Here is a 21,332-nt window from a genome sequence, read left to right as displayed (position 1 = left end):
CGATCGTGTCTGGGATCCGAGACGCCTCGGCCAACCGAAACCACTCCTCACGCGTCCTGCTCCACCGGTAGCGTCGAGAACCACCATGGGGGTGACCGTGAGTGTCCGCGTGCAGGACCTGACCAGGACGTTCCGCAAGGGCAAGGGCTGGCGGCCCAAGGGCGAGGAGGTGACCGCGCTCGCCGGGCTCACGCTGGACGTCCCGACGAACGAGGTCCACGGCCTGCTCGGCCCGAACGGGGCGGGCAAGACCACGCTGTGCAAGATCCTGTCCACGATCCTGCTGCCGACCTCCGGCACCGCCGAGGTGCTCGGCCACGACGTCGTGACCGGCGCGGCCGAGATCAGGCACCTCATCGGCATCGTGTTCGGCGGCGAGCGAGGCCTCTACGGGAAGCTGACCGCGCGCCAGACCCTGCGCTACTGGGCCGCGCTCTACAAGCTCCCGGACGCACGGGCGAAGGTCCGCACCGACGAGCTGCTCACCCGCCTGGGCCTCGCGGACAAGGCCGACGACCTCGTGGAGACGTTCTCGCGCGGCATGAAGCAGCGCGTGCACCTGGCCCGCGGCCTGATCGGCGACCCGAAGCTGATCCTCTTCGACGAGCCGACCACGGGCATGGACCCGGTGGCCGCGCGCGACTTCCGCAAGCTCATCGGCGAGCTGCGCGACGAAGGCCGCACGATCCTCATCACCACCCACGACATGGACGAGGCCGAGGAGGTCTGCGACCGCGTCACGTTGATCGACAAGGGGCGCGTGCTGGCCACCGAGTCGCCGCGCAGCCTGGCCGCGATGTCCGGCCTGCACCGCTGGGTCGAGGCCGAGACGTCGTTGGACGTCACCGGCATCCCCGGCGTGGTGGACACCGAGACCCGCAACGGCGTGCTGCGCGTCAAGACGACCGACGACCGGGCGGCACGCGCGGTGCTGGACTTCCTGCTGGACCACGGCGTGCGCTCGGTGCACGCCGTGCCGCCCCGGCTGGAGGACGTCTACCTGGACCTCATCGGCCGCCGCGGCATGGAGGTCTGAGCGGTGCGACTGTTCCTGTCCGGGGTGCGCACGCAGTTCTGGTTGCTGCGCAGGCAGCCCGACGAACTGCTGACGCTGTGCACGATCCCGTTCACCGTGGTGATGATGCTGTCCATCGTGATGCACGCGGCCCGCCCCGACCTGGTCGCCAACGCGTTCCTCGCGCCCACCCTGATGGGGTTGTGGGGCTTCGCCACGGGACTGGCGACGGTCGTGCTCGTCGGCGAGCGCTGGACCAGGACGCTGGAGCTGGGCATGGCCGCGCCCGGCGCCGTGCACTCCGTCTACCTCGGTCGGATCTCGGCGGTGATGGTGCTGGGCGTCGTCCCGCTCGGCGAGACGTGGCTGCTGGGCGAGCTCCTGTACGGCGTGACGCCGGCGGTGCACCACCCGTGGGTGTTCTGGGCGGCCATGGCGGCGTCGGTGTTCGCGATGATCGGCACCAGCCTGCTGCTGGCGGCGTCCATGCTGCTGACCAAGAACAGCAACAACTACCTGAACTTCCTCAGCTTCCCGATCTACCTGCTGTCCGGCGTGATGGTCCCGGTGCACTACCTGCCGGAGCCGCTGCAACCGCTGTCCCACGTGATCTTCCTGTCGTGGTCGGCCGACCTGATGCGGGACGCCATGGCCGCCGATCCCGTCACGGGCGCCGGTTGGCGGCTGCTGGCGATCACCGGGCTCGGCGTCGCGGCGCTGGTCGGCGGGCGGGTGCTGCTGGCGGCCACCCTGCGCCGGGCGCGCGAGCTGGGGGTGGTGACGTATGCGTGACCAGCTGCGGGTGCTCAAGCACGGGCTGATCGCCTCGTGGACGATGTTCTCGGCGTTCCAGACCTGGAAGACGTGGACGTTCATGTGGCTGTCCCGGCTGCTGATCCAGGCGTGCTTCTACGCGCTGATCGGGCGGATGCTCGGGTCGCAGCAGCAGGTCGACTACCTGCTCATCGGCAACGTGGTCGCGATCATGGCCATCGACGCGACCGTCGTCATCCTGCTGGCCGTCGGCGAGCGGCAGTCCGGCACGCTGGCGCTGATGGTCGCCGCGCCGTCCACCCACCTCACCGTGTACCTGGGGCGGGGGTTGGTGAACCTCGGGTCGGGGGTGGCGGCGTCGACCACGGCGTTCCTCGTGCTGCCGCCGTTGTTCGGGGTGGACCTGCCGTGGCCGAAGGCGGTCCTGATACCCCTGATGGTCTTCGTGGTCGGTTTGTCGTGCTACTGCTACGGGACGTGCGTGGCGTCGTTCGTGCTCGGGTTCCCGTCGGCGCGGTGGTTGGCGCTGAACGTCAGCTACCTGGCGCTGATGACGTTCTGCGGGGTGAACGTGCCGACGTCGTTCTGGCCGGACTGGCTGCGGGCGGTCACGTCCGTGCTGCCGATGACGCACGGGCTGGCCGCGATCCGGGCGTTCGTGGCCGAGGGGCCGGCGTCGACCGTGCTCGCGCAGCTCGGGTTGGAGGTGTGCGTCGGCGCGGCGTGGATCGCCGTGGCGGCGGTGAGCTTCAACCGCATGGTCCGCCGCGGGCGGCGTGACGGGACGATCGAGTTCGGCGGCTGACGTGGTGGGCGCTCCCGTGCGGAGTGCGCCCACCACGTCGCGTCGGCACGACCGGGAACCCCCTGATCGTGCGTGGTGTTGCCGGACGCCCTACCGCGTGCCGATCCAGGCCACGTCCGGAGCGGTGTCCACCGCCAGCGCCGCCGCCACCCGGGCCAGCACCTCGACCGGGGCGTGCTTGGTCTCCAGGCCGGGCGGCACCTCGCCCTTGCGGGGATCGAACTCGTCCGGCTTCACCCGCACCTGGAAGTTCGGCGCGAGCTGCACGGCGAGCAGGCCGAACTTGTCGGCGCTGTAGTGCGCGGGCTTGCCGTCCACGGTGGTGGGGGTGGAGTTGGCCGGGGCGTCGGCGGTCCGCAGCAGCTCCACGCGGTACCGGACGTCCTCGAAGTCGCTGGTGCCGGAGATCGCCCAGTCGGTGGCCGAACCCTTCACCTGGACGTACGGGTACTCGTTCAGCGAGAACGGGATGCGCATCGTCGTGGTGTCCGCCACGACGGAGTCGGCGATCAGCCGCGTCTGCGCCCGGACGTCCACGCCGGTCACGTTCTCCAGGCTGACGCTGAGCACGAGGTCGGGGGCGGCGCTCCAGTACAGGTTGTCGCCGAACCAGGCCGCGGCGCCGCCGCCGACCGTCGTGCGGTCGCCGACCGGCGCGTCCTCGATCTTGGGGACCATGTAGCTCGCGATGGCGGTGAAGACGCCGAAGCGGACCAGCGGCGAGCCGTGGTCCGTGGAACCGGGCGCGTAGAGGCGGGCCGTGCCCCACGGGCCGATGATGCGCTCGCGCTCGGTGTAGCCGTCGAGCATCACCCCGGGCCGGTACCCGAGGACCCTGGTGGGCACGTCGGCGACCGGGACGGGCGCGGCCGTGGTGCTGAGCTGCCGACCGGGCGGGGCCTGGCCCACGACCGGCGCGTTCACGGTGGTCACCACCAACGCGGCCGCGGCGGCCGTCGTGCCGGCGGCGGCGAGCACCAGGAGCAGCGGCTTGCGCGCCCGGCGCGGCCGGTGCAGGGCGGCGAGCACCGCTCCGGGCGGCGGCGTGCGCTCGGCCCGGTGGTGCAGGGCGTCGGTGATCAGGGTTTCGGTGGTGTCGTTCACAGCGACTGCCTCACGCGTTCGTCGGCGCGCAGGACTGCCAGCGCGCGGGAGATGTGACTGCGGACCGTGACCTGGGCGCAGCCCAGTACGGCGGCGATCTCGGCGTCGTCGCAGCCCTCGTAGTAGCGGAGGACGACGGCGGCCTTCTGCTTGCGCGGGAGCCGGTCGATGCGCTGGAGCATCGCCTCCCGCTCGTCGTAGTGGTCGGTGGGGTCGGGCTGGGGCGGGTCCACGCCCGTGAGGGGGAGGTGCGCCTTGAGGCGGCGGCGCCAACCGAGGTACTCGTTGGTCACCATCCGCTTGAGGTACGCGGCCGGCACGTCGACCGAGCCGATGCGCGACCACTTCTGCTGTGCCCGGATCAGGACCTCCTGGACCACGTCCTGGGCCAAGTGCGGATCCCCGGTCAGCACGGTGGCGTAGCGCAGCAGCGGGGTCACCTGTGCCGCGGCGAACTCCTCGAAGCCGGTGCTCATACCCCTCCAATGCGCCCGCTCGCGATTTTGTTGAGAATGAGTTCCGTGGGAGGCAGCAGCGACGTGCCGGCGTTGCGCCGAGGGCTCGCGGTGCTGCGCCTGCTGGCGAGCAGGCCCGGTCCGCTGTCGGCGGTGGCGGTCGCCCGGGAGCTCGGTCTGCCCAGGTCGACGACCTACCACCTGCTGGCCGAGCTGACCGCGGCCGGGTTCGCGACGCACTTCCCCGAGGAACGACGGTACGGGCTCGGCGTGGCGGCGTTCGAGCTCGGGTCGGCCTACCTCCGGCACGATCCGCTGGAGCGCTTGGCCCGGCCCTTGCTCCGGCGTCTGGTCGACACCGTCGGCCGGACCGCGCACTTGGGCGTGCTGCACGGCGCGGAGGCGCTGTACCTGGTTCGGGAGCAACCTCGCCAACCGACCACGATCGTGTCGGACGTGGGCGTGCGGCTGCCGTCACACCTGACCGCGTCGGGCCGGGCGATGCTGGCCCGGTTGCCCGCGGCGCAGGTCAGGGCCCTGTTCCCAGGCCCGTTCGTCGACCGGACGGGCCGGGGACCGCGGAACCTGCCCGCGCTGCGGCGGTTGTTGGCCGTCGAGCGGCGGCGGGGCTGGGCGGTGGAGGACGGTTACGTGACGGCCGGGTTCGCGTCCGTGGCCGCCCCGGTCTTCGACCACGGTCAACGGCCGATCGCCGCGATCACCGTGACGTTCCGGCACGTGTGCGAGGCGGAGTGCGGGGAGACGTGGCCGGAGCTGGCGGCGGAGGCGCGGCGTGCGGCAGAGGAGTTGACCGCCCGGATCGGCGGACGGGCGTGAAGTGGCGGGTGCAAAACAGTGCGGGGTTGGGCTGAACAGCACGACTTCGAGCGCTCTCATGGTCACATCCGGCTCGTGGTCGAATCGGGCCTTCGCGGGACGGTTTCGGGTCCGTTGTGGTCGGTTGGCGAGGTGCCCTCGGCGCGAGTTCGGGGCAATCGATCAGTGCCGGCTTTCCTCCCGACCCACAACAGACCCGCAGCCCAACCACCAAACCCCGTCATCCTGCTGATCTGCCCGTCCGGCGAGGACGCTTTTGATCTTTCTCTCTCCCCTTTCACGGAACACAAAACGGCCCGGCCACCCGCAAGGGGCAACCGGGCCGCAAACCCACCAGGCCGAGACCTACAGCGTGACGGACTTCAGGAAGTCAGCCGCCACGTTCGCGATCGTCTCCTTGTCCACGTCCACCCGCTTGACGAGATCGGCCAGCTTCTCCGTGGTCAGCGCCGCGGACACCTTGTTCAGCGCGTCCTTGCCCTTGGCGTCGATCGCGTCCGACCGGAGCAACGGCACCACGTTCTGCGCCGGGTACATGACCTTCGGGTCTTCCAGCTCCACGAAGTCGTTCGCCTTGATGTCCGCCGACGTCGTGTAGAGGTTGGCCACCTGCACGGTGCCGTCCTTCAGCGCGTCCACGGTGATCGGGCCGCCCGTGTCGGTGGTCTTGATCTCCGTGAACTCGACCCCGTACAGCTCCTGGATCTTGGCCTCCCAGCGCTGCGCCCACTCACCGGCCGCGCCCAGCGCGTACTTGCCGGAACCGAGGTCGGCGATCGACTTCACGCCGCCGTCCGCGGTGGCCTTGGTGACCACCAGGACGTCCTTGTCCTCCGCGTCCGACTTCTCCAGCACCTCCAGGCCCGACGGGGTCTTGGACTTCAGCGCCGTGTAGACCTCCTCGGCCTCGGTGGTGGTGTTGGTCTTGTCGAAGTAGTTGAGCAGGTTGCCCGTGTACTCCGGCACCACGCCGAGCGACTTGTCCTGCAACGCCTTCACGACCAGCTCGCGCGCTCCGATGCCGGCCTTCACCGTCACCTTCGCGCCGGTCGCCTTCAACGCACCGGCGTAGATCTCGGCCAGGATCTTGTTCTCGGTGAAGTCGGCCGAACCGACCACGACCTCACCCGACGCGGCCTGCTGGCCGCCCCCGCCGAGGTCCTCCTTGGACCCGCACGCGGAGACGACCAGGGCGGTCGCCGCGACGACAACGGCCAACGTGCGCTTCATGCCGTACTTCCTCCAGACTCGACGGGCGCCGGCTCTCCCCGACGCCTCGACCGCGACCCGCTCGACCGCGCCTTCCCACTCCCCGCGCGACGAGCCTTGGCCGACAGCCTCAAACCCGCGGGCACGACCAGCCTGCCGACGCCCGCGAGCACCACGTCCAGCACGACCGCGAGCAGCGCGATGAGGATCGCGCCGCCGACGAACTGCCCGTAGTCCAACACCCGCAGGCCGTCCAGCAGGGGACGTCCCAACGTCTCGATACCCACGTACGCCGCCACCGACGCGGTCGCGACCACCTGCAACATGGCGTTGCGCAGACCACCGACGAGCAGCGGCAGCGCGTTGGGCACCTCGACCCGCCACAGCCGCTGCGCGCCGGTCATGCCCATGCCGCTCGCCGCGTCGACCACGCCGCGGTCCACGTCCTGGATGCCGGCGTAGGTCCCGGCCAGGATCGGCGGCACGGCCAGCACGACGAGGCCGATCAGCACACCGGTCGTGCCACCGCCCGCGACCAGGTACAGGAACGTGACCAGGCCCAGCGTCGGCAACGCCCGCAGCGCGTTGCTGCCGCCGACCAGCACCACCCCGCCTCGCCCGGTGTGCCCGACGTACAGGCCCAGCGGCACGGCGATCAGCGCGGCGCCGAGCACCGCGCCGAAGCAGTACAACAGGTGGATGCCGACCCGCACCGGGATCGACTTGCCGCCCGACCAGTTCGCCGGGTCGACCAGCCAGGCCAACGCGTCCGCGAAGATCACGGCGCACCACCCGCCCGCACCCACGGCGTCAGCCGGTTGCGCAGCAGCACCAGCAGCAGGTCGACCACGAGCGCCAGCACGAGCGTGAGCACGATGCCGACGATGATCGGCGCCAGGTAGCGCTGCCGGAAACCGTCGGTGAACAACGTGCCGAGACCGCCCGTGCCGATCAACGCGCCGACGCTCACCAGGCTGATGTTGCTCACCGAGCCGACCCGCACGCCCGCGGCCAGCACCGGCACGGACAGCGGCAGCTCCACCGTGAAGAACCGCCGCAACGGCCGGAAGCCCATCGCGGTCGCAGCGGCGGTGACGTGCGCGGGCACGGCGGCCAGCGCCTCGGCGACCGGCCGGACCAGCAGCGCGGTCGTGTAGACCGTCAACGCGAGGATCACGTTCAACGGGTCGAGCACCTGCGTGCCGATGACCGCCGGGATGATCGCGAACAGCGCCAGCGACGGGATCGTGTAGACCACGTTCGACAGCCCGATCAGCGCCGCGTTGACCTGGCGGAACCGGTGGCACAGCAACCCGAGCACGATCGCCAGCACGATCGACACGACCAGCGGCACCAACGACAGGTAGACGTGGTCCAGCAGCATGTCCAGCAGCGCCGCCCTGGTGCCCGCGTCGCTGAGGTACTTCGGGATGTCACCCACGGCGGCTCTCGATCACGTCCAGCACCTGGCGCGCGGTCACCACGCCGGCCAGCCGCCCGTCATCGCGCACGGCGACGCCCAGCCCGGACGGCGAGGACAACGCGGCGTCCAGCGCGCCCCGGATCGACGCGCCCACCTCGTACAGCGAACCGCCCGGCACGACCGACGCGTCCGGCGCGACCCAGCCCTGCGGACGTTCCTCCGCGTCCACCACGAGCCGCCAGTCCGAAGAGGACTCGACCTCGGCGCCCTCGACGACCGTCGGCACGTCCGCCACCTCCACGCCCGACGAGTCCACAAAGGATAGACTGCGGTAACCGCGGTCCTTGCCCACGAAGCTCGCCACGAAGTCGTCCGCGGGCCGGGTCAGCAGCTCGGCGGGCGGCGCGTACTGGGCGAGGAAGCCGCCGGTGCGCATCACCGCGACCTTGTCGCCGATCCGGATGGCCTCGTCGATGTCGTGCGTGACGAACACGATGGTCTTGTCCAGCTCGGCCTGCAGCCGCAGCAGCTCGTCCTGCAGCCCTTCCCGCACCACCGGGTCGACCGCGCTGAACGGCTCGTCCATCAGCAGCACCGGCGGGTCCGCGGCCAGCGCCCGCGCCACGCCGACGCGCTGCTGCTGGCCGCCGGAGAGCTGCACGGGGTAGCGGTGGCCGAGTTCGGCGGGCAGGCCGACCAGCTCCAGCAGCTCGGCGGCGCGCTCCCTGGCCTTGCGGCGCGTCCAGCCGGTGAGCAGCGGCACCGTGGCCACGTTGTCCAGCACGGTCCGGTGCGGGAACAGGCCCGCCTGCTGGATCACGTACCCAATGCCGCGCCGCAGTGTGGGCGGATCCACACCCAGCACGTCCGCGCCGTCCACCAGGACGGTGCCCGACGTCGGGTCGATCATCCGGTTCACCATGCGCAGGGACGTGGTCTTGCCGCACCCGGACGGTCCGACGAAGACGGTGATCGTGCCCGCCTCGACCACGAGGTCAAGGCCGTTCACCGCGGTGGTCCCGTCGTCGAACCTCTTGGTCACGTCGCGGAACTCGATCACCCGTGGGTCCTCCTGCCGGTGGGCATCAAGCGTCGAACGACCCTAGCCCGTCAGTCCGACCGCGGCACGGCGTTTCAGCATCCGGTCAGTAGGCTGCACCGGTTGTGGCAACCGAACTGGTGCGAGCACTCCTCGCTGAACGCGGCCCGCACGCCCGCAAGCTGCGGCGCGTGGTCGACCTGCTGTCCGGCGACTGGCACACGCTGGCCGAGCTGGTTCGGCTTCCCGCCGTGCCGCGGCGCACCGTGCAGGAGTTGCTGACCGCGGTCGGCGACGACCTGGAGACCAGTCGCGACCGGTTCCGGCTCGCGCCGGCCAAGGCCGCCGACTACGCGGAGTTCCGCGCCGGTGACGACCTGGTGGACCCGCTGGACGCGCTCGTGCCCCGGCACGGCGAGCACCTGCGGTCGATCCTGGCCGACATCGCGGACGTGCCGCCGCCGCTGGCCGCGCTCGACCACGTGCAGGCGACGCCGGAGACGGCGCTGAAGCGCGCGTTGTGGCTGGACACTACCTACGACCTGGCCGGCCGCACGCTGCTGTGCCTCGGCGACCACGACCTGACCTCGCTCGCGGTGTGCGCGGTGAACCCGGCCGTCGAGGTCGTCGTGGTCGACGTGGACGACCGGCTGCTGGAGCACATCTCGACCCGTGCCCGTGAGCGCGGGTGGTCGGTTCGGACGGTGCACGCGGACTTCCGGTTCGGCCTGCCGGCCGCCGTGCTGGAGTCGGCGGACCTCGTGTTCAGCGATCCGCCGTACACGCCGGAGGGCATGGCGCTGTTCGCCGCGCGGGCGGTCGAGTGCCTGGCCGACCTCGGCCGGGGACGGGTGCTGCTCGCGTACGGGTTCAGCGACCGGACGCCCGCGCTGGGGCTGAAGGTGCAGCAGGAGTTGCAGCGGCTCGGACTGGTGTTCGAGGCGATCCTGCCCGCGTTCCACCGGTTCGACGGCGCGCAGGCCATCGGCAGCGCGGCCGACCTCTACGTGTGCAGGCCGACGTCCCGCCGTTCGGCGTCACCCGGATCGGCGAAGACCTCGATCTACACGCACGGTCCGCAGTCGGTGGAGGCGACCGGGCCGGGTTCCACGGCGCTGGCCGCCCTGGTCGACCTGGCGCCGCGGCCGGAGTCCTCGCCGCCGCCGAAGCCGCGCGCGCCGGGGTGGGCCGACCCGATCGGCAAGGGCGCGGCGTCGTTGGCGGTCGACCTGTCCGGCGACCCCGGGCCGTGGCTGCTGCGGACGCTGCTGGCGTGCTCGCCCGGCCGGATGGCGGCGCTCGTGCCCAACAACCACCCGAACGTGTCCTCGGCGGCGGGTCAGCAGGAGCTGAGGTCGTTGGTGGACACCAGGTTCGCGCTGCGGTTCCTGCGGTCCACTCCGGACGGCAAGCACTGCGTGGTGGTGGCCGACCAGGTGTTGGCGGGCACGTTGGACGTCGGCGGGCTGACCGTGCGGGAGGTGCTCACGCGCGCGCACGGCAAGCTGGGCAACGTGTGGCGCGAGGCGTTGGTCACGGCCACGCGCGGCGCGATGACCAAGCGGGAGGCGCGGGAGCGGATCGGCGAGCACGACGACCTGGAGCTGAGGCTGATCGACCTGCCGCGGCACCGGATCGCCGAGCTGCTGCCGCTGATCCGCGCCTCGGCGTCCCAGTAGCGGGAGGTTTCCGCCGGAATGCGGCGAACCGCGCCGTGCGGGCCGCGTCCGACGGTAACTTTCAGCTCGAACCTGGAGGCGCGCGCATGACTCACCCCAACCCCGGTCAGCAGTACCCGGGCCAACCGATGCCCGGTCAGCAGTACCCCGGCCAACCGATGCCCGGCCAGCCCATGCCCGGCCAACCGTTCCCGGGTCAGCAACCGTTCCCCGGCCAGCCGCCGTTCCCAGGCGCCCAGCAGCCCTACCCGGGTCAGGGCTACCCCGGACAACCGGGCCCGCCCAAGCCGCCGGGCAAGGGAGCGGCCGTGGTCGCCGGGCTGCTGTACCTGCCGGGCGTGCTCCTCGCCCTCATCGGCTCGGCCTCCCTCGCCAGCCGCGGGGCGTTCGGACGTGACCTCTGGGGCGCGATCCTGATGCCGCCGTTCCCCCGTGTCGTCGTGGGCTTCGAGGTCGCGGTCGCGATCTCGTTCGTGCTGCCGGGGTTGGCCCTCATCCTCACCGTGCTGCTCCTGGCCAGGGTGCCCGGTGTGCGCTGGGGACTGGTCTTGATCTCGCTGCTGGCGGCGGTGCACTACGGCCTCATGGCCGCCAACGTCATGTCGGCCCTCCCGCCGACCCGCGGGATCCTGCCGGTGCTCGGGCTGGTGCTGTGGCTCGTCGCGGGCTTGGTGGCGGTGTTGCCGCCTGTCGGCCGGGCGATGCGCGGTGCGAAGCCGAAGACGCCGCACCAGCAGGCCGGACCTCCGATGGGTGGCCCGCCGATGGGTGGCCCGCCGATGCCCGGACAACCGATGCCGGGCCAACCGATGGGCGGACCTCCGCCCGGCGTTCCCGGCCCGCCTCCACCCGCCCAGGGTCAGTGGGGCTGACCGGGGAACTCACTCGCCGAAGCGCGTGATGGCCTTGAGCATGTCGCGCGCCTTGCCGAACAAGGCCTTCAGCGCGCTCAGGATCCGCACCACCACGAGCACGACGTCCGCCAACCGCCGGTTGATCCGGTCCAGCACGACCGCGCCTCGCCCGACCGCCCACGCCGCGAACTCGGGCAGCGAGCCGCCGGCCGTGATCTCCGACGCCGCGAGCGCGACGGCGGCGTTGCCCAACACCTCCCCGACGAACAACGCGACCACGTCGCGGAACACACCGCGGATCGCGGCGGTGATCGCGCCCACCTCGGCCACGTGCGCCGCCACGTCCACGCACAGCCGGCTCATCCCGGCGATCTCCGCGGTGAGCCGACCGCCGCCGGCCCGCCGCCGCACCATGCCGTCCAACGTGGTGGCGACCTGCTTCCAGGTGGCGACCGCGTCCTCGAACCGGTCGCCGTGACCCGACACCCAGTCCAGCGGCTCGCGCAGGAAGTCCACGTGCTCGACCAACCACCCGAGCCCGGCGTCGGTCAGCAGGCCCAGCGGGTCGGCGTCCGCGGTCGGCACGGCGAGGTCGGCCTCGAGCGTGTCCGGCGCCGACCCGGTCAGCTCCAGCACGGGGAACCCGGTCACCGAGGCGCCGACCCCGGCTCGTCCTCGGGCGCCCGCAGGCTCCGCGGCAGGGGCAGGTCCGCACCGGCCTCCCGCTCCAGCACCGCCGCCGGCCCCGCCTCCGACACCGGCTCTGGCACCGACACCGGGACCGCCGGGACCGAGCCGGTCAGGAAGTCCATCGCCGCCGTGCCACCGAACTGCGGCTCGACGATCGACGCCGCCTGCCGCGCGGCCAGCTCCTGCGCGCGCCGCACGGTGTCCATCACCACCTCGCCGAGCCGGGCGTGCGAGAACTCCGCGGCGTCGGGCGAGAACTCGATGTGCCGCAACGACCCGTTCGGCGCGACGGTCGCCGTCACCGCGCCGTCCGGCGACCGCTGCGTGGCCTGCGCGCGCCGGATCCGGTCCCGCAGCTCGCGGGACCGCTCGGCCAGGTGCCGTGCCCTGGCTTCGAGGTCGGCGATCATCCGTTCCTGGTTCACCGGTCGGCACCTGACGTCGTGGCGTCCATCGGGACGGGAGTATCGCGTATCAACCGGCGCGGGGGATGTGCAACGGGCCAAGTGCCAGCACCGCGCGGAACTCCTTGGGCGGCACGGGACGCGAGAACAGCCAGCCCTGGTAGGTGTCCACGCCGATGCCGCGCAGCACGTGGAACTGGGTCGCGGTCTCCACGCCCTCGGCCACGCACTTGCGGTCCATCGCGCGGGCCATGTCGACCACGGCCTTCGCCACCGCGAAGTCGGACGAGTCGCTGCCGACCCCGGAGACGAACCGCCGGTCGACCTTGATGATCTGCGCGGGCAGGTCCTTGAGCCGGGCCAGCGACGAGTAACCGGTGCCGAAGTCGTCCACGGCGAACCGGATGCCCCGCTCCACCAGCTCGTCCATCGTCTGGCGCACCCGTGAGGGCAGGTCGACCAGCGCGGTCTCCACCAGCTCCAGCACCACCCGGTCCCACGGGATGCCCGCCTCGGCGATGGCGTCGGCCACGATGTCGACGAACTCCGGGTCGCCCGGCACCAGACCGGCCAGGTTCACCGCCACCGACACCGGCTTGCCGCCCGGCTCCGGCCAGGTCGAGGCTTCCTTCAACGCGGTCCGCAGCACCCACCGGTCCAGCTCGCGCAGCAGGTCGCCCTGCTCGGCCACGGGCAGGAAGATGTCCGGCGGCAGCAGCCCGCGATCCGGGTGCGGCCACCGCACCAGCGCCTCCGCCGTCTGCACCACGCCGTCCACGCCGACCACCGGCTGGAAGTGCAGCGTCAAACCGTCGTGCTGCAACGCCTCCCGCAGCTGGCCCTCCAGGTGCACCTGCCGGTCGGCGGAGGCGATCAGCGCCGCGCTGGCCAGCGACACCCGGCCCGCGCCGGACCGCTTGGCCTCGAACATCGCCGCGTCGGCGAAGCGCAGCAGGTCGTTGCCGGTGGCGCGGGACCCGTTCGGCACGGCCGCGCCGATCGACGCCGACACGCGGACCAGCTGCCCGTGCACCGGCACCGCGGTGCGCAGCAGGCCCGCCACCTTCGTGGCCAGCGCGTCCACGCCGCCGACCCGGTCGAGGTTCTCGCAGATGATCACGTACTCGTCGCCGGACAGGCGGGCCGCCGTGCAGCCGTCGGGCAGGCCGCCCTCCAGCCGCCGCGCCAGCGCCACCAGCAGCTCGTCGCCCGCGTCGTGGCCGAGCGAGTCGTTGACCCGCTTGAAGTTGTCGATGTCGCAGAACAGCACCGCGACCTTCGACCGGTCCGGCGACTCCAGCAGCTCGCCGAGCATCTCCTTGACCAGCGCCCGGTTCGGCAGGCCGGTCAGCTCGTCGTGCGTGGCCTGGTGCCGCAGCGCCTCGGCCGTGCGGCGGCGCTCGGTGATGTCCTGGAACACGATCAGCCAGAACCGGCGGCCGTCGTCCTGCACGGACAGCGCGATGTGCAGCTCGCAGTACACCTGCACGCCGTCGCGGCGGACCAGGATGCGCTGCGGGATCTTGTGCGTGCGATCGGCGTCGGGCGCGGACATCTCGTCGATCGAGGGCAGCCCGGCGCTCGTGTCGTCCGGGTGGGTGAGCGCGCTCGCGGTCATCCCGCGCAGCTGCTCCAGGTCCATGCCGAGCAGGTCGCACAGCGCGTCGTTGGCGTCGACCAGCCGCTCGCACTCGTCGAACAGGCCGATGCCGACCGGCGTCAGCGACACCAGGTCCGCGAAGCGCTGGCTGGACCGCTTCATCCTGGTCTCGGCGGCGCGCTGCTCGGTGATGTCCTGCGCCGTGCCGACCGCGAGCGGCAGGCCGTCCGGGCCCTTGACCACCACGCCGTAGCTGCGGAACACGCGCAGCCTGCCGTCGTCGCGGCGCACGATCCGGTGTTCGAGCTGGATCGGCACCTCCTCGGTGGCCAGCTGCTGCCAGAGGTCGTCCACCCAGCCGCGGTCGTCGGGGTGCACGAGGTCGAGGTAGGTCTGGTAGCGGATGCGCTCCTCGCGCGGCACGCCGAACAGCTCGTGCAGCATGTCCGACCACGCCACGTCGCCGGTCTGCAGGTTCCACTCCCAGACGCCGAGCTGGGCGGCCTTCTGCGCGTCGGCGAGCCGACGGCGGTCGTCGCGGAGCTGGCGCTCCAGCGCGCGGGCCTCGGTGACGTCCTGGACGGTTCCGTGCAGCCTGCTGACCTTGTCGCCCTCGAACTCGGCCCGCGCCCGGCACACGTAGACGCGGTCGCCGTGCTCGCTGCGCACCTCGGCCTCGACCGTGCTGCCGTCCTCCGCGCGCCGCACCAGGTCCTGCAACTGGGCGCGGTCGTCCGGGTGCACGGCCATCAACGGGGCGCCGCCCGGGTCGACGCCCGCGGCGGCGCCCATCTCCTGCAGCACCTCGCTGCGGTGCAGCGAGCCGGACTCGACGTCGTAGCTCCAGCTGCCCATGCGCGCGATGCGCTGCGCTTCCAGCAGCCGGGCGCGTTCGGTCTCCAGGGCGCGATCGGACCGCCACTGGTCGGTGATGTCGCGGATGTAGCCGGTGATGAACTGGGTCCGGCCGTCGGATCTCAGCTTCGCCTCGGCCACGCCGCGGATCCAGCGCTGCTCGCCGTCGGGCAGGATGATCCGGTAGACGATGTCGATCGGGTTGCCGTCGAGCGCCCGGTTGGCCCAGTAGCTGGCGACCATCTCGTAGTCGTCGGGGTGCACGACGTCGAGCACGGCCTGCGCGCCGGGCACCACCTCGCCGGGCCGCACACCCATCATCTCGTAGTGCGACTCGGACCAGACCGTGACGCCGGTGTCCGGGTCGTACTCCCACGAGCCGATCTGCGCGACTCGTTGCACGGTGCGCAGCCTTCGCTGCTCGTCACGCAGGTCTGCGGCGGCTTGCGCCAGGTCGGAGACGTCGACCAGCAGCACGGCGTGCAGTCCGGTGCCCGGCACCGGGGTGCGCACCACGCGGACCGGCACCAGCGCGCCGTCGGCCTGGTGCAGGCGCAGGTCGTCGGTGCCGCCCAGCAGCAGTTCGCCGAGGGATCGGCCGATGAGGTGCTCGGCGGAACGGGCCTTCGTCAACGCCACCGCGGCGGGACTGGCCCGCATGACGACGCCCTTGGGGTCGCACAGCAGTGTGGGAGCCTCGGGCAGCGCGATGCCGTCCAGCGCCACCTCGCCGTCCTGCGGACGCGCTGGGTCGAGCACCACCGGAGCGCGTCCAACCCGCTTGGGCACGGTCCCACCTTCCCGTGTTCACGGCAGGGATGACCGGCCCGACCGCACCCAAAGACGGCGTCCCTCTCGACGGGCAATATTCACCCGAGGAGAGGGACGGTAGCGCTTCGGAGCGTCATCGCCCACCCCTCAACGGGCTAACGAAACAACACGTTAGCGGTTTCGTTGCCTGTCGACGGGTACGGACGGATGCGGCCGGAGCTCTCCCAACTCCGACTTGGAGTCAGGCTACTCCGTCTTCGCGGGCTGCCAAGGCCACGGCGGCGGCCACTTCCGGACCGACCCGCGGGTCGAGGGCACTCGGCACGATCCGGTCGACCGAGAGGTCGTCGGCCGCGACCGCCGCGATGGCCTCCGCGGCGGCGAGCTTCATGCCCTCGGTGATCCTCTTCGCGCCCGCGTCCAGCGCGCCGCGGAAGATGCCGGGGAACGCGAGGACGTTGTTGATCTGGTTCGGGAAGTCGCTGCGCCCGGTGGCGACCACGGCGGCGTGCCGGCGCGCCACGTCCGGGTGCACCTCGGGGTCGGGGTTGGACAGCGCGAACACGATCGAGTCGTCGGCCATGCTCGCGATCAGCTCTTCGGGCACCTTGGACGAGGAGACGCCGACGAACACGTCCGCGCCGCGCAACGCCTCGGCGATGCCGCCGCGCAGGCCGCTGCCGTTGGTGACCTCGGCCAGCTGCTCCTTCACCGGGTTCAACGCGTCCCGGCCGACGTGCACGATGCCCCGAGAGTCGACCACGGTGACCTCGCCGATGCCCGCCGCCAGCAGGATCTTCGCGCACGCCACACCGGCCGCGCCCGCGCCGGAGACGACCACGCGCTGGTTCGCCAGGTCCTTGCCGAGCACGGTGTTCGCGCCGCGCAGGGCCGCCAGCACCACCACCGCGGTGCCGTGCTGGTCGTCGTGCATGACCGGCACGTCCAGGGCCTCGACGAGCCGGGCCTCCAGCTCGAAGCAGCGCGGCGCGGCGACGTCCTCCAGGTTGACCGCGCCGAACGACGGGCGCAGCCGGACCAGCGTCTCCACGATCTCGTCCACGTCCGTGGTGTCGAGCACCAGCGGGATGGAGTCGAGGCCGCCGAAGGTCTTGAACAGCGCCGCCTTGCCCTCCATCACCGGCAGCGACGCGCTCGGGCCGATGTCGCCCAGGCCGAGCACGGCGGTGCCGTCGCTGACCACGGCGACCAGCCGGTGCGCCCAGGTGTACTTGGCGGCCAGCCCCGGGTCGTCCGCGATCGCCCGGCTGACCCTGGCCACACCGGGCGTGTAGGCGATGGAGAGCGCGCGTGGGTCGGCCAACGAGGCGGTCGCGCCGACGGCCAGCTTTCCGCCTTCGTGGGCGCGGAAGATTTCCTCGTCGCTCAATTCGGTGGTCATCTGGGGCTGGTCGTTCAATGCGGTCACGGAAGTCCTCCTGCGGTGCGCGATACCTGCGGCGCACCGGGACCGGCGTTGTCACGCGGGTCGACGGGGCCTGTCTGGGAGTCGTCCCCGCGGTCTGCGGGACTGCTCTCGGTGGCGGTGTGCGGGCAAGCATGGCAGCGTCCCCGGCCGCTGTCTGCGGCGGGGATCACAGTTTTTCCGCAGGTCAGAGGTAGTGCCACAGAACGTACGTCCGGTTTTCTGAACCGACCGGTCAGTTTCCGCAGGCAGGATCGGTCAAGAACCGCCGCGTTCTAGGGTGGGCGCCATGCAGGCACGTGAGTTGAAAATTTCCGGCGCTTTCGAGTTCACCCCTTCGGTGTTCCCCGACGATCGCGGCATGTTCGTCGCGCCGTACCAGGAAGCGGCGTTCACCGAAGCGGTCGGACACCCGATGAAGATCGCCCAGACGAACCACAGCGTGTCCAAGCGCGGCGTCGTGCGCGGCGTCCACTACGCCGACACGCCGCCCGGACAGGCCAAGTACGTGCACTGCCCGCGCGGGCGGATGATCGACATCGTGGTGGACCTGCGCGTCGGCTCGCCCACGTTCGGCGAGTGGGACGCGATGGAGCTGTCGGAGGGGTTGTTCAACTCCGTGTACCTCCCCGAGGGGGTCGGGCACGCGCTGATGGCGCTGGAGGACGACACGGTCGCGTCGTACCTGTGCTCGGAGGGGTTCAACCCGAAGGCCGAGCACGGCATCCACCCGTTGTCGATGGACCTGCCGTTCCCCTCCGACATCACGCCGGTGCTGTCGCCGAAGGACGCCTCCGCGCCGACGTTCGAGGAGGCGCGCGACGCCGGGCTGCTGCCGTCGTACGACGACTGCGTGGCCTGGTACGCCAAGCTGCGCGCCTGATCCCGGCCCGTCGACCCGCCGGCCCTTCGCGGAGGCCGCCGGCGGTTCACCTTCCCGCGGCCCGGCGTCCTCCCCGCGGTCCCCCGGCCTCGGTGTCTTCCCGCAGCCGCCGGCCGACTTGCCCGCTGCCGCCGGCGTTCAGCCCTCCGGGGCGGGCCGCCGGCGCAACAGCCGGGGGCGCGGCCAGAGCCGGGCGCGGATCACACCCACCACCTCCGCGGGCCCCAGCGTCCGCGAGTCCGTGGAGGCGAACGGGTTGTCGCCCTCGACGTGCCAGCCGCCGCCGTCGGCCCGCACCGCCCGCTTGATCGACAGCTGCCCGGGCCGCGCCGCCCACCTGACCAGCACGAGGTCGTGCCGGCGGGGCGGTTTCCCGAAGTGGACCAGGACCACGTCCCCCGTCCGCAGCGTCGGGACCATCGAGGGTCCGACCACCCGAACCAGCGGCAACGGGTTGGCCTCGTGCCGTGCCAACGATCACCTCCACCTGCTCGCGCCGAGGCCCCGGAGTAGGGTTCGTCACGTCGGAGCATCCACTGTCAGGGAGGAAAGATGCGACTTCTGTCGCGCATCCGTTCACTCCGCCGCCCGCTCCTGGAGGCCACCGCGCACTGCGACCTCCCGTGCGGTGTTTACGACCCGGCCCAGGCCCGGATCGAGGCCGAGTCGGTCAAGGCGATTCAGGAGAAGTACCAGGCGAACGAGGACCCCGAGTTCCGCGCCCGCGCCATCCTGATCAAGGAGCAGCGCAGCGAGCTCGTCAAGCACCACCTGTGGGTGCTGTGGACCGACTACTTCAAGCCGCCGCACTTCGAGAAGTACCCGGAGCTGCACGACTTGTTCAACCGGGCCACGAAGGCGGCCGGCGCGTCCGGCGCGAAGGGCTCCATGGACCCCGCCAAGGGCCAGGAGCTGCTCGACCTGATCGCCCAGATCGACAAGATCTTCTGGGAGACGAAGGCCGCGGCCTGATCACCTGCTCCACACGGCGCTGACCGAGCGGAACGCTTCGCCTGGTCAGCGCCGTTTCGCGGCCCGGCCCGTCCCGGTGCGCTGTTCGGGTGACCGTGCACCGGCCCGCGTCCGGACGGCGGCCTGCCCTGGGACGATCAGCGGGTTCCGTTCGGCGGTCGGCAAGGAGATCTCGCCCGATGAGCACCCCGTTGCCCTCCGTGGACTCGGTGCGGAAGCCGTGGGGTGCGGCGGCGCGGTTGTTCCGCGTGCCGCCGCCCGCGGACTCGCCGGCGTTGGGCCGGGTCTCCTCCTGGCGGTCCGTGCTCGGCCTGCTGACGTTGATCGTCCTCGGCCGGGGCGATCGGGGTGTGGTGGACACCTTGAACGAGGACGGCTGGGGCAAGACCGTCGAGAACGTGATCATCGCGCTGGCCATCGTGCCCGTCGCGGTGCTGCTGCTGTACCTGCGCACCCACCGCGAGCCCCGCGCCGGGCTGCGCCTGCGGCCGGTGATCGGGAAGATCGCCCTCCTCCTGCTGACGACCTTCGGCGCGATGGCGCCGATCGTGCTCGTCGTCACCAACGACCTCTTCGACACCTTGAAGCCGACCGACTTCGGCACGGCGGTGCTCGCGCTCTTCGGCGGCCTGCTCGCCATCGCGTACGCGCTCTGGGTGGCCGTCTACGTCGGCTGCGCGGCCTGGTGGGCCGTGCGCGGCAGCTGCTTCATCGGCGAGTTCCACCCCCTCCTCGGTCCCGCCGTCACCACCGCGGTGGTCGTCACCGCCACCGCGGTGGAACTCGTCGAGGCCGACACCAACGGCGTGTCCGACCCGGTCTGGCTGACGCTCACCCTCGGCGGCCTGGTCACCACCCTCGTCCTGGCCGCCGTCGAGTACTCGATGCTCCGCGCGCGGCGGATCGGCTGGCGCACCGGCCCCCGGCCGCAACCGGTGCCCCGACCCGGTGACGGGGTGCGGCGTCCGTAAGCTCGGGCCGTGACCTCACACGTCTACCTGCTCCGGCACGGTCAAACAGAGTGGTCCGAGAGCGGTCGGCACACCGGCCTGACCGACGTCCCCCTGACCGACACCGGGGTGCAGCAGGCCCGCCGCGCCGGCGCCGTGCTGGCCCGGCTGCGCGCCACCGACCTGCCGCCCGCGCTGGTGCTGTCGAGCCCGCGCCAACGCGCCTGGCGGACCGCCGAGCTGGCCGGGCTGCACGACGTCGAGCGCACCGAGGAGCTCGCCGAGTGGGACTACGGCGACTACGAGGGCCTCACCACGCCCCAGATCCGGGAGACCGACCCGGGCTGGACGGTCTGGACCCACGCCGTGCCCAAGGGCGAGACGCACGACGAGGTGCACGCGCGCGCCGCCAAGGTGCTCGACCGGGCGCGCCAGGCGTTGCTCAGCGGTGACGTGGTGCTGGTCGGCCACGGCCACTTCAGCCGCGTGCTCATCGCCACCTGGCTGAACCTGCCGCCGAGCGAGGGTGTCCACTTCGGACTGGACCCGGCCGGCACGACGGTGCTCGGCGACGAGCGCGGTGACCCGCAGGTCCGGCGGCTGAACGTGCCCGCCTGGGAGGTCGACGTTGACTGATCCCCGCGTCCGCCGCGTGCGCGAGGAGGACGTGCCCGCCGTCGTCGCCCTGGTCGAGGAGCTGGCCGAGTACGAACGCGCGCGGCACGAGTGCCGGCTGACCGTCGAGCAGCTGCGCGACGCGCTGTTCCGCCCCTCGCCCGCCCTCTTCGGCCACGTGGCCGAAGTGGACGGTCGGGTCGTCGGCATGGCCCTGTGGTTCCTCAACTTCTCCACCTGGCGCGGCACGCACGGCATCTACCTCGAAGACCTCTACGTCCAGCCGGACCAGCGCCAGAGCGGCCTCGGCCGGGCGCTCCTGCAAGCCCTCGCCGAGGAGTGCGTCGCCCGCGGCTACGCGCGCCTGGAGTGGTGGGTGCTCGACTGGAACGCGCCCGCGATCGGCTTCTACAAGTCGCTCGGCGCGCTCCCGATGGACGAGTGGACCGTCTTCCGCCTCACCGACGACTCGCTCACGCGACTGGGACTGCACGGCTGACGCCGACCTGCCGGATCAGCCCCACCCACCACACGAACGTGAACGCGATGACGGTCGGGTTCTTCGCGAACAGCAGCACGGCCAGGTAGGTCTGCCGCGCCGACTCGGGCAGCAGCCCGCCGACCACCTGCTCGGCGACGACGTCGAACACCAGGAACGCCACCGCCAGCAGCACCCCCTGCCACACCAGGCTCGGCCAGTGCCGCGCCGCGAACGACCGCGCGTTCGCCCACTTCAGCCGCTCACCCCGGGTCGCCAACCGCCAGATCACGACGACCAGCAGCACCCGCGTGGCCATCACGACGACCTCCGAGGCGAACGCCACCCCCTCCGGCACCAGGTCGCCCCAGTTCACCACCACGAGCCGCTGCACGGACGCCACCAGCGACAACCCGACGACCACCACCCAGTGCCGCAGGTAGAACCGCGCGGCCCAGCGCGGCACCTCGACCGCCAACCCCAGCTCCGACATC

At 71.8% G+C, this 21,332-nt stretch carries 23 protein-coding genes; 11 read left to right on the top strand and 12 right to left on the bottom strand.

Annotated elements, in window-relative coordinates:
* Positions 1-97: 97 nt before the first annotated feature.
* Genes AB0H12_RS37675 through AB0H12_RS37665 form a run of 3 tightly spaced genes read left to right on the top strand, consistent with a single transcriptional unit; the run spans position 98 to position 2,594 of the window.
* Positions 98-1,036 carry an ABC transporter ATP-binding protein gene (locus tag AB0H12_RS37675; RefSeq protein ID WP_499629545.1) on the top strand — a complete coding sequence of 313 codons (939 nt, stop codon included), beginning with the start codon at positions 98-100 and terminating at the stop codon, positions 1,034-1,036.
* Positions 1,037-1,039: 3 nt separating this feature from the next.
* Positions 1,040-1,807, top strand: coding sequence for an ABC transporter permease (locus AB0H12_RS37670; protein WP_499629543.1), 768 nt, complete (start codon positions 1,040-1,042; stop codon positions 1,805-1,807).
* Positions 1,800-2,594 (top strand): ABC transporter permease, encoded by a 795-nt coding sequence (locus AB0H12_RS37665; protein WP_499629541.1) that lies wholly within the window; start codon positions 1,800-1,802, stop codon positions 2,592-2,594. The genes AB0H12_RS37670 and AB0H12_RS37665 overlap by 8 nt, the downstream gene beginning before the upstream one ends.
* 90 nt (positions 2,595-2,684) lie before the next feature.
* Here the strand turns inward: AB0H12_RS37665 and AB0H12_RS37660 are convergent, their stop codons facing one another.
* Both AB0H12_RS37660 and AB0H12_RS37655 read right to left on the bottom strand, forming a co-directional pair.
* Positions 2,685-3,698 (bottom strand): hypothetical protein, encoded by a 1,014-nt coding sequence (locus AB0H12_RS37660; protein WP_499629539.1) that lies wholly within the window; start codon positions 3,696-3,698, stop codon positions 2,685-2,687.
* Positions 3,695-4,174, bottom strand: coding sequence for a SigE family RNA polymerase sigma factor (locus AB0H12_RS37655; protein WP_499629537.1), 480 nt, complete (start codon positions 4,172-4,174; stop codon positions 3,695-3,697). Before AB0H12_RS37655 ends, AB0H12_RS37660 begins: the two co-directional genes overlap by 4 nt.
* A 45-nt stretch (positions 4,175-4,219) precedes the next feature.
* Here AB0H12_RS37655 and AB0H12_RS37650 point away from each other — a divergent pair, with 45 nt between their 5' ends.
* Positions 4,220-4,990 carry an IclR family transcriptional regulator gene (locus AB0H12_RS37650; RefSeq protein ID WP_499629535.1) on the top strand — a complete coding sequence of 257 codons (771 nt, stop codon included), beginning with the start codon at positions 4,220-4,222 and terminating at the stop codon, positions 4,988-4,990.
* A 345-nt stretch (positions 4,991-5,335) separates the two neighbouring features.
* On the opposite strand, the gene AB0H12_RS37645 is transcribed toward AB0H12_RS37650, so the two are convergent.
* The 4 genes from AB0H12_RS37645 to AB0H12_RS37630 are packed head-to-tail and all read right to left on the bottom strand — an operon-like array spanning position 5,336 to position 8,682.
* Positions 5,336-6,220 (bottom strand): ABC transporter substrate-binding protein, encoded by an 885-nt coding sequence (locus tag AB0H12_RS37645; RefSeq protein WP_499629533.1) that lies wholly within the window; start codon positions 6,218-6,220, stop codon positions 5,336-5,338.
* The gene (locus AB0H12_RS37640; RefSeq protein WP_372470781.1) at positions 6,217-6,978 is read right to left on the bottom strand and encodes an ABC transporter permease; all 762 of its coding nucleotides are present in this window, start codon (positions 6,976-6,978) and stop codon (positions 6,217-6,219) included. Before AB0H12_RS37640 ends, AB0H12_RS37645 begins: the two co-directional genes overlap by 4 nt.
* Positions 6,978-7,583 (bottom strand): ABC transporter permease, encoded by a 606-nt coding sequence (locus AB0H12_RS37635; RefSeq protein ID WP_499629651.1) that lies wholly within the window; start codon positions 7,581-7,583, stop codon positions 6,978-6,980. Before AB0H12_RS37635 ends, AB0H12_RS37640 begins: the two co-directional genes overlap by 1 nt.
* 49 nt (positions 7,584-7,632) lie before the next feature.
* Positions 7,633-8,682, bottom strand: a complete 1,050-nt coding sequence (locus AB0H12_RS37630; RefSeq protein ID WP_499629531.1) for an ABC transporter ATP-binding protein — start codon at positions 8,680-8,682, stop codon at positions 7,633-7,635.
* A gap of 104 nt (positions 8,683-8,786) precedes the next feature.
* Between AB0H12_RS37630 and AB0H12_RS37625 the strand changes: the two genes are divergently transcribed.
* Together AB0H12_RS37625 and AB0H12_RS37620 are read left to right on the top strand one after the other, a co-directional pair.
* Positions 8,787-10,340 (top strand): bis-aminopropyl spermidine synthase family protein, encoded by a 1,554-nt coding sequence (locus tag AB0H12_RS37625; RefSeq protein WP_499629529.1) that lies wholly within the window; start codon positions 8,787-8,789, stop codon positions 10,338-10,340.
* A gap of 86 nt (positions 10,341-10,426) precedes the next feature.
* On the top strand, positions 10,427-11,212 hold the full coding sequence (locus tag AB0H12_RS37620) for a hypothetical protein (RefSeq protein WP_499629527.1): 786 nt from the start codon (positions 10,427-10,429) through the stop codon (positions 11,210-11,212).
* Between the two features lie 9 nt (positions 11,213-11,221).
* Here AB0H12_RS37620 and AB0H12_RS37615 read toward each other — a convergent pair whose 3' ends face one another.
* From AB0H12_RS37615 to AB0H12_RS37600, 4 genes are all read right to left on the bottom strand, one after another.
* A complete protein-coding gene (locus tag AB0H12_RS37615; RefSeq protein ID WP_499629525.1) occupies positions 11,222-11,845 on the bottom strand; it encodes a hypothetical protein in 624 nt (207 codons plus the stop codon).
* Positions 11,842-12,309: a YbaB/EbfC family nucleoid-associated protein gene (locus AB0H12_RS37610; RefSeq protein WP_499629523.1), complete on the bottom strand. Its 468-nt coding sequence runs from the start codon at positions 12,307-12,309 to the stop codon at positions 11,842-11,844. Before AB0H12_RS37610 ends, AB0H12_RS37615 begins: the two co-directional genes overlap by 4 nt.
* A 49-nt stretch (positions 12,310-12,358) precedes the next feature.
* Positions 12,359-15,532 (bottom strand): sensor domain-containing protein, encoded by a 3,174-nt coding sequence (locus AB0H12_RS37605; RefSeq protein WP_499629521.1) that lies wholly within the window; start codon positions 15,530-15,532, stop codon positions 12,359-12,361.
* A 223-nt stretch (positions 15,533-15,755) separates the two neighbouring features.
* Positions 15,756-16,916 carry an NAD(P)-dependent malic enzyme gene (locus AB0H12_RS37600; protein ID WP_499629649.1) on the bottom strand — a complete coding sequence of 387 codons (1,161 nt, stop codon included), beginning with the start codon at positions 16,914-16,916 and terminating at the stop codon, positions 15,756-15,758.
* A gap of 313 nt (positions 16,917-17,229) precedes the next feature.
* Between AB0H12_RS37600 and AB0H12_RS37595 the strand changes: the two genes are divergently transcribed.
* Positions 17,230-17,823 carry a dTDP-4-dehydrorhamnose 3,5-epimerase family protein gene (locus AB0H12_RS37595; RefSeq protein ID WP_499629519.1) on the top strand — a complete coding sequence of 198 codons (594 nt, stop codon included), beginning with the start codon at positions 17,230-17,232 and terminating at the stop codon, positions 17,821-17,823.
* Positions 17,824-17,961: 138 nt separating this feature from the next.
* Here the strand turns inward: AB0H12_RS37595 and AB0H12_RS37590 are convergent, their stop codons facing one another.
* Entirely contained in the window at positions 17,962-18,297 is a 336-nt protein-coding gene (locus tag AB0H12_RS37590) for a S26 family signal peptidase (protein ID WP_499629517.1), read from the bottom strand.
* Positions 18,298-18,375: 78 nt separating this feature from the next.
* On the opposite strand from AB0H12_RS37590, the gene sodN reads away from it, so the two are divergent.
* The 4 genes from sodN (at position 18,376) to AB0H12_RS37570 (ending at position 20,859) form a co-directional block, all read left to right on the top strand.
* Complete coding sequence (sodN, locus tag AB0H12_RS37585; protein WP_073891370.1) at positions 18,376-18,795, top strand: superoxide dismutase, Ni; 420 nt, start codon at positions 18,376-18,378, stop codon at positions 18,793-18,795.
* 179 nt (positions 18,796-18,974) lie between these two features.
* A complete protein-coding gene (locus tag AB0H12_RS37580; RefSeq protein WP_499629515.1) occupies positions 18,975-19,766 on the top strand; it encodes a hypothetical protein in 792 nt (263 codons plus the stop codon).
* 9 nt (positions 19,767-19,775) lie between these two features.
* Positions 19,776-20,381 carry a histidine phosphatase family protein gene (locus AB0H12_RS37575; RefSeq protein WP_499629514.1) on the top strand — a complete coding sequence of 202 codons (606 nt, stop codon included), beginning with the start codon at positions 19,776-19,778 and terminating at the stop codon, positions 20,379-20,381.
* The gene (locus AB0H12_RS37570) at positions 20,374-20,859 is read left to right on the top strand and encodes a GNAT family N-acetyltransferase (RefSeq protein ID WP_499629512.1); all 486 of its coding nucleotides are present in this window, start codon (positions 20,374-20,376) and stop codon (positions 20,857-20,859) included. The genes AB0H12_RS37575 and AB0H12_RS37570 overlap by 8 nt, the downstream gene beginning before the upstream one ends.
* Here AB0H12_RS37570 and AB0H12_RS37565 read toward each other — a convergent pair.
* Complete coding sequence (locus AB0H12_RS37565) at positions 20,834-21,331, bottom strand: hypothetical protein (protein ID WP_499629510.1); 498 nt, start codon at positions 21,329-21,331, stop codon at positions 20,834-20,836. The two genes, AB0H12_RS37570 and AB0H12_RS37565, sit on opposite strands and share 26 nt — an antisense overlap.
* Between the last annotated feature and the right edge of the window lies 1 nt (position 21,332).

The organism is Actinosynnema sp. NPDC023794 (assembly GCF_040639675.1).
Taxonomy (GTDB): domain Bacteria; phylum Actinomycetota; class Actinomycetes; order Mycobacteriales; family Pseudonocardiaceae; genus Actinosynnema; species Actinosynnema luteola.
The sequence above is the reverse complement of the archived record's forward strand: the minus strand, read 5'-3'. Positions and strand labels throughout refer to the sequence as shown.